The 7,586-nt window shown below is 69.2% G+C and carries 7 protein-coding genes and 1 pseudogene; 6 read left to right on the forward strand and 2 right to left on the reverse strand.

Translation table 11 applies throughout. The annotated features are described in order from the left end of the window. Window positions 1–180: 180 nt before the first annotated feature. On the forward strand, window positions 181–1,047 hold the full coding sequence (locus VF536_RS26505; RefSeq protein WP_331617942.1) for a type 1 glutamine amidotransferase domain-containing protein: 867 nt from the start codon (window positions 181–183) through the stop codon (window positions 1,045–1,047). Window positions 1,048–1,089: 42 nt separating this feature from the next. Here the strand turns inward: VF536_RS26505 and VF536_RS26510 are convergent, their stop codons facing one another. Further along, window positions 1,090–1,530, reverse strand: a complete 441-nt coding sequence (locus VF536_RS26510) for a MarR family winged helix-turn-helix transcriptional regulator (RefSeq protein ID WP_331617943.1) — start codon at window positions 1,528–1,530, stop codon at window positions 1,090–1,092. 32 nt (window positions 1,531–1,562) lie between these two features. Then, on the reverse strand, window positions 1,563–2,654 hold the full coding sequence (gene ychF, locus VF536_RS26515; RefSeq protein WP_088406325.1) for a redox-regulated ATPase YchF: 1,092 nt from the start codon (window positions 2,652–2,654) through the stop codon (window positions 1,563–1,565). 177 nt (window positions 2,655–2,831) lie between these two features. Between ychF and VF536_RS26520 the strand changes: the two genes are divergently transcribed. The 5 genes and pseudogenes from VF536_RS26520 to VF536_RS26540 all read left to right on the forward strand — a co-directional run. Then, window positions 2,832–3,941, forward strand: coding sequence for an FAD-dependent monooxygenase (locus VF536_RS26520; RefSeq protein ID WP_331617944.1), 1,110 nt, complete (start codon window positions 2,832–2,834; stop codon window positions 3,939–3,941). Window positions 3,942–3,982: 41 nt separating this feature from the next. After that, window positions 3,983–4,756: a DsbC family protein gene (locus tag VF536_RS26525; protein WP_331617945.1), complete on the forward strand. Its 774-nt coding sequence runs from the start codon at window positions 3,983–3,985 to the stop codon at window positions 4,754–4,756. 18 nt (window positions 4,757–4,774) lie between these two features. Next, window positions 4,775–5,245 (forward strand): DUF3429 domain-containing protein, encoded by a 471-nt coding sequence (locus tag VF536_RS26530; RefSeq protein WP_331617946.1) that lies wholly within the window; start codon window positions 4,775–4,777, stop codon window positions 5,243–5,245. A gap of 163 nt (window positions 5,246–5,408) precedes the next feature. Beyond that, window positions 5,409–7,175 carry a M61 family metallopeptidase gene (locus tag VF536_RS26535; RefSeq protein ID WP_331617947.1) on the forward strand — a complete coding sequence of 589 codons (1,767 nt, stop codon included), beginning with the start codon at window positions 5,409–5,411 and terminating at the stop codon, window positions 7,173–7,175. Continuing rightward, window positions 7,160–7,586: pseudogene (locus VF536_RS26540) on the forward strand (hypothetical protein); the annotation flags it as partial. The gene VF536_RS26535 and the pseudogene VF536_RS26540, both read left to right, overlap by 16 nt.

Here is a 7,586-nt window from a genome sequence, read left to right on the forward strand (position 1 = left end):
CGTGACCATCCCGACGCTGCATGACGGCGAGGAATGGGAACGCTGGGAAGCCCACCGCCGCACCTTCAAGTTCTCCAACGCCAAACCCGCGCCGCGCTACGTCGACGGTGGACAAGCCTGATCCCCGGCTTCCACCTTCCACGTCTCACGTTCCACGTTCCATCCAAAGAAAGAACCATCATGAAACTGTTCAAGCTCGGCGCCGCGCTGCTGGCCGCCTTCACCGCCTTCGCCGTTCCCCACGCCGCCAGCGCGGCGTCCAAGGGCAAGGTCCTCGTCGTCATGTCCAGCGCCAGCTCGCTGGACCTGAAGGACGGCAAGAAGTACTCGACCGGCTACTACCTGAACGAGTTCGTCGTGCCGTACCGCAAGCTCGTGGAAGCGGGCTACGAGCCGGTCATCGCCAACCCCAAGGGCGATGTGCCGGTGATGGACCCCAACTCCAACAACAAGATGTTCTTCGGCGGTGACGAAGCGGCCCGCGCGGACGCCTACAAGTACGCCCAGGGCGTCGATCTGCTGAAGAAGACGAAGACCCTCGCCGCGGTGGTGGCCGAGGGCACCTCGGGCTACGTCGGCGTCTTCGTGCCGGGCGGCCACGCGCCGATGGTGGACCTGCTGACCGACAAGAACCTCGGCAGGATCCTGACCAGCTTCCACGACAGCGGCCGCCCCACCGGCATCATCTGCCACGGCCCGATCGTGCTGCTGTCCGCGCTGGGCGATGCCGACGGCTTCGTGAAGTCGATGATCGCCAACGACGGCAAGGCCAATTCGTTCGCCAAGGGCTGGCCGTACGCCGGTTATCGCGTCACGGTCTTCTCGACCGGCGAAGAGCAGGCGCTGGAAGGCCCGGGCGGGCTGGGCGGCAACGTGCAGTTCTATCCGGTCAACGCCTTGGCCGAAGCCGGCGCGCACGTGGACTCCGTCGCGAACTGGCACTCGAACGTCATCGTCGATCGCGAGCTGATCACGGCCCAGCAGCCGTTCTCGGCCGCGGAGTTCGGCGACGTGTTCGTCGCGAAGCTGAAGGCCGCCAAGCGCTGAGCGCCGGCGGATCGAGTGGGGCAGGTCGCGGGAGCGACCTGCTCAACCCTCGAGGCGGGCCGCCCCGACGCGCTGCAGCGCTTCCAGCGCGTCCAGCAGCACCGCCTGGGCCGGGACCTTGAGGTGCTTCGTCATCTCGGTCTCGACCTGCTTCTGAGCCGCGCGCCAATGCGGCTCGGCGCGTTTGAGCACCTTGACGCCTGCGGGGCTCAGCTGCGCCACCTTGAAGCGCGCATCGGTGTCACCGCTCACGTCGACCCAGCCGGCGTCGATCAGCAGCTTGATGTTGCGCGAGATGGTCGTCTTGTCGAGCGACAGTTCCGCCGCGATCTCGTTGTAGGTCGCGGACTTCAGGCGGGACAGCGACCGCAGCAGCGTCAGCTGCGTGATCTTCAGTCCGATCGGCCGCAGCGCCTCGTCGTAGATGCTGGTCAGGGCGTTCGCGGAACGCCTGAACTGGGTGCAATAGCACTCGGTGAACATCGGCTTGACCCTCCGGGCGCTGCTCCCACCGGTCAGACGTTGAACAGGAAGTTCAGCACGTCGCCATCCTTGACGACGTAGTCCTTGCCTTCCGCGCGCATCTTGCCGGCGTCCTTGGCGGCCTGCTCACCCTTGAACTGGATGAAGTCGTCGAAGGCGATCGTCTGCGCGCGGATGAAGCCGCGCTCGAAGTCGGTGTGGATCACGCCGGCCGCCTGCGGCGCCGTGTCGCCGACGTGGATGGTCCACGCCCGCACTTCCTTCACGCCTGCCGTGAAGTAGGTCTGCAGGCCCAGCAGCTTGAAGCCGGCGCGGATCAGGCGGTTCAGACCCGGCTCGTCCTGGCCCATCTCGGCCAGGAACATCGCGCGGTCCTCGTCTTCCATCTCCGACAGCTCGGCCTCGGTCTTCGCGCAGATCGCCACCACCGGCGCGTTCTGGCCGGCCGCGTATTCCTTCAGGCGGTCCAGGAAGGGGTTGTTCTCGAAACCGTCTTCCGCCACATTGCCCACGAACATCGCCGGCTTGGCCGTGATCAGGCACAGCGGCTTCAGGATGACCAGCTCTTCCTTGCTGAAGTCGATGGAGCGCACCGGCTTGGCCTGGTCCAGCGCGACCTGGCACTTCTCCAGCACCTTCACCAGCGCGGCCGCGTCCTTGTCGCCCGCGCGCGCCACCTTGTTGTAGCGGTGCAGGCTCTTCTCCACCGTCCCCAGGTCCGCCAGGCACAGCTCGGTCTGGATCACCTCGATGTCGGAGATCGGGTCCACCTTGCCGTTGACGTGGATCACGTTCGGGTCTTCAAAGCAGCGCACCACGTTCACGATCGCGTCCGTCTCGCGGATGTGCGACAGGAACTGGTTGCCCAGGCCTTCGCCCTTGGACGCCCCCGCCACCAGGCCCGCGATGTCCACGAACTCGACGATCGCCGGCACGATGCGCTCGGGCTTCACGATCTCCGCCAGTTTCCCCAGGCGCGGATCGGGCAGCTCGACGATGCCCACGTTCGGCTCGATCGTGCAGAAGGGGTAGTTCTCGGCGGCGATGCCGGCCTTCGTCAGCGCGTTGAAGAGGGTGGACTTGCCGACATTGGGCAGGCCCACGATGCCGCATTTGAGGCTCATGGTTGGCTTTCGGGGGAAATGCTGGAGTGCTGTTCGGGCCTGCGGCACGCGCGGGCGAAACCGGCATTTTAGTCAAGCTGCCGATCCCACCCCCGATCCCACCGCCGGTCCCGCCTTCGCGCCCGCCTGGAAGTCCGTCCGGGACCGCCCCATCGCCCCTGCCTACAATCGTCCTCCATGGAAAAGTTCGACGTCCTGGTGCGCGGCAACGGCTGCGTCGGTCGTAGCCTGGCGCTGGCGCTCGGCGCCCGCGGCCTGCGCGTGGCCCTGCTCGCCCGGCCGACCGCCGCTTCGTCCTCCGCCGACGTGCGCGCCTACGCCCTCAATGCCGCCTCCGTCGCGCTGCTCACCCGGCTGCGCGTGTGGGAAGGCCTGGCCGAGGACGCCCGAACCCCCGTGCACGACATGCGCATCCACGGCGACCGCGCCGGCGCGGAGCTGCATTTCAGCGCCTGGCAGCAGGGCGCCGGTGAACTCGCCCACATCGTCGACGCCGCCGCGCTCGAGGACCAGCTCGACGCCGCGCTGCGCTTCGCTCCGCACGTGCAGCGCGTGACCGAGCCGGTCCCCGCCACGCTGCAGGCCCTGTGCGAAGGCCGCGACACGGTCGCCGCCCAGGAGTTCGGCGTGCACTACGAGCGCCACGACTACGGCCACGTGGGCGTCGCCACCCGGCTGACCGCCAGCAAGCCGCACCAGGGCCAGGCCTGGCAATGGTTCCGCTCGCCGGACGTGCTCGCGCTGCTGCCCTTCGACCGCCCCGAGCCCGGCCACAGCTACGGGCTGGTCTGGTCGCTGCCCAAGGACGAGGCCCGCCGCCTGATGGCCGCCGGTCCGGCCGAATTCGAATCCGCGCTGCTCGAAGCCACCGGCGGCGCCGCCGGCACGCTCAAGCTCGCCGGCGAGCGCCAGGCCTGGCCGCTGCAGCTGTGCCGCGCCGACGCGTTGAGCGGCCCCGGCTGGGTGCTGCTCGGCGATGCCGCCCACCTGGTCCATCCGCTGGCCGGGCAGGGCCTGAACCTCGGCCTGGCCGATGTGCAGGCGCTGGTCGACGTCATCGTCCAACGCGAATCCTGGCGCAGCCTCGGCGACGAGAAGCTGCTGCGCCGCTACGCCCGCGCCCGTATCGCCCCGACCTGGGCGATGGGCGAACTGACGGACGGCCTGCTGCGCGGCTTCGCCAGCCAGGCGCCGGTCCTCGCCCGGCTGCGCAACGAAGGCCTGCGCCTGGTCGATCGGGCCGGCCCGCTCAAAAAATGGCTCACGGCGCGCGCGCTCGGCCACTGAACGGTGTCATCCGTTCACCCTGAAAGCTTTCGAAAGACCCCATGACGTCCCTGCTGTCCGCGTCCCTCTCCCGCAAGACCCTGGCCCTGGTCGCCGCGCTGGCTGCGCTCGGCCTGTACGGCTGCTCCGCCCAGGCCAACGAGGAGACCATCCGCAAGAACCTCGCCACGGTGATGCCCAAGGAGATCAAGGTCGACGAGATCCGTCCCAGCCCGATCGCCGGGCTCTGGGAGGTCCGCATCGGCAGCGAGATCCGCTACACCGACGCCAGCGGCCAGTACCTCATCGAGGGCGAGATCCTCGATCTGAAGAACCGCAAGAACGTCACCCAGGAACGCATCGAGAAGATCACCGCGATCGACTTCGCCTCGCTGCCGCTCAAGGATGCGATCGTCTGGAAGAAGGGCGACGGCAAGCGCCGCATCGCCGTCTTCGCCGACCCGAACTGCGGCTACTGCAAGCGCTTCGAGAAGTCGCTGCAGGAGGTCGACAACGTCACCGTCTACACCTTCGTGATCCCCATCCTCGGCGGCGACTCGCCGGAGAAGTCGCGCACCGTGTGGTGCGCCAAGGACAATACCGTCGCCTGGCGCAACTGGATGATCGACGGCGCGATGGCCGGCCCGGCCGACGCGAAGTGCGACAGCTCGGCCATCCAGCGCAACCTGGCCCTCAGCCAGAAGATCCGCGTCAACGGCACGCCGGCCATCCTGTTCGAGAACGGCACCCGGGCCCCCGGCGCGCTGAGTCCGCAGCAGCTCGAACAGCGCTTCCAGGCGATCCAGGAAGCCGACAAGGCCCAGAAGAAGTCCTGATCCCGACGATTGATCCCGATGACCGACCGCACGCCCCACCACGCCGCCCCGGTGCACGCCGCCTCGGCCTCCGTCAACCCGGTCGCGTTGCGGCTGGGCTACGCCGGCCTGATCCCGTTCGTGCTCGGCGCGGCGCTGGTCTGGCTGGTGCGGGAGGACGCGCATCCCTACGTCACCGACGGCCTGTCGCGCTACGCGGCCATCGTGATCACCTTCCTGGGGGCGATCCACTGGGGACTGGGCATGCGCCAGACCATCCCGTCGCCCACGCCCTTCATCTGGGGCATCGTGCCGGCGCTGCTGGCCTGGATCGCCTCGACGATGCCGCCGTACGCCGGCCTGGTGATCGAGGGTTTCCTGCTGATCGCCTGCTACGTCGCCGACCGCAAGCTGTACCCCTCGCTGGGCGCGTCGGCCTGGCTGACGCTGCGCTTCCGGCTGAGCGCCGTGGCGGCGCTGAGCTGCTTCATCGCCGCCCAGGGCACCTGAACAGGGGCGCCGGGCCCGCTGCAGAAAGCGCCGCAGAACCCGCCGCAGAACGCGCACGGACGTCGATCCGGACGAACCCTGGGCCGGGTCTCCTGAACGGGAACCGCCCAAAAACGCGTCCCCCACGCCCCACGCGTGGGCCAGCCTTGGTAGGCTGTTCCTCATGACCGCTCGCCCCACGATCCATTACCGCATCGCCGTCGCCGACCTCCACGCGCATCGCTTCGAGGTCACGCTGACCGTGCCCGCGCCCGAGCCGCGCCAGACCGTGAGCCTGCCGGTCTGGATCCCGGGCAGCTACCTGGTGCGGGAGTTCTCCCGCCACCTCGGCGCCGTGGCGGCCCGCCAGGGCCAGCGCGAGGTGCTGGTCACGCAGACGGCGAAGAACCGCTGGGAATTCGAGTGCGCCGGCCGCGGCGCGTTGATCATCAGCTACCCGGTCTACGCCTTCGACACGTCCGTGCGCGCCGCCTTCCTGGACGCGCAGCGCGGCTTCTTCAACGCGACCGGCCTGTGCCTGCGCGCCCACGGCAAGGACGATCTGCCGCACCGCGTCGAACTGACCGGCCTGCCCGAGGGCTGGGACGTCGCCACGGCGATGACGCCGGTCGAGGACGCGCCGCTGCAGTTCGAGGCGGCCGACTACGACGAGCTCGCCGACCACCCGTTCGAGCTGGGCCCGTTCTGGCGCGGCGAATTCGTCGCCGGCGGCGTGCCGCACGAGTTCGTCGTGTCCGGCGCCTTGCCGATCTTCGACGGCGAGCGGATGTTGCGCGACGCGCAGAAGATCTGCGAGGCGCAGATCGCCTTCTGGCACTGCGGCAAGAGCAAGCCGCCGATGTCGCGCTATGTGTTCCTGCTCAACTGCACCGACGACGGTTACGGCGGCCTGGAGCACCGCGCCAGCACCGCGCTGATCGCGGCGCGGCGCGACCTGCCGCGCCTGGGCCAGTCCGAGACCAGCGACGGCTACGTGAAGCTGCTGGGCCTGATCAGCCACGAGTACTTCCACACCTGGAACGTCAAGCGGCTGCGGCCGGACGTGTTCGAGCGCTACGACTACGAGCAGGAGAACTACACCGAGCTGCTGTGGTTCTTCGAGGGCTTCACCTCGTACTACGACGATCTCTTCCTGGTCCGCGCCGGCCTGATCGACGAGGCCCGCTACCTGAAGCTGATCGCCACCACCCTCACGCAGGTGCTGGGCGCGCCGGGACGCAAGCACCAGAGCGTGGCGCGCTCCAGCCTCGAGGCCTGGACCAAGTACTACCGCCAGGACGAGAACACGCCCAACGCGGTCGTCAGCTACTACGCCAAGGGCTCGATGGTGGCGCTGGCGCTGGACCTGTCGCTGCGCGGCGCGGAGAAGTGCGAGAAGCCGATGTCGGTCGACGACCTGATGCGCGGCCTGTGGAAGGACACCGGCGGCGGGCCGGTCAGCGAGGCGAAGATCCTGCAGAAGCTGGTCGACCTCGGTGGCGAGGCGATCGCGCAGACGCTGTCGACCTGGGTGCACGGCACCGAGGACCTGCCGCTGCCGCAGCTGCTGGAGCGCGTCGGCGTGCGCTGGTGCCTGGACAAGCCGACGCTGGCGCAGCGCCTGGGGCTGCGGGTGTCAGAGAACGACGGCATCGTGACCGTGAAGAACGTGCTGCTGGACAGCGCCGGCCTGGCCGCCGGGCTGAGCGCGGGCGATGAGATCGTCGCCTGCAACGGGTGGCGCGTGCGCAAGCTCGAGGACCTTCCGCTGACCCTGAACCACGTCGACCCGCAACGGCTCGAACTGCTGGTGACGCGCGACCAGCGGATGCTGACGCTGGCCCTGACGCTGCCGACGCAGGACAGCGCGGCGCGTCCGGTGTGCCTGGGCCTGCTCGACAAGGCGCCCGCGCGTGCGCAAAGCCTGCGGCGTGCATGGCTGGGTGGCTGAGACGTCGGCTCGCCCTTGAAATCCGGCAGATCCAGGACGCCGGACGGGCGCTCGGTCGTGGGCTGTCCGCCTTCGTGGCCGGAGCGGCGCGACTCGCCGATCCGCGTCGCTGGAAGGATGCGGCGGCTCGCCTTCGTCGACACCATCTGGCGCTGACCGGGCTCACGGCGGCGGTCATCGGCGCCCATCTCTGGCTGCTCAGCGGCGCTCGCGAGCTCCACGACCAATGGGCGCCCGAGACGCCGGAACCGGAGCGGCTGCAAGCCGCCTTCGTCCGGGAGCTGACCGCGGCGCCACCACCGCCGCCGGCGACCACCACGCCGAAAGACTCGCCGCCAGGCGCGCCGCGACGGCGCATCGAATCGCTGCCGGCGCTCGGCGAGGGGCCGGCGCCGCTGCCGCCCGATCCCG

Source organism: Roseateles sp. (assembly GCF_036486225.1).
Taxonomy (GTDB): Bacteria; Pseudomonadota; Gammaproteobacteria; order Burkholderiales; family Burkholderiaceae_C; genus Roseateles.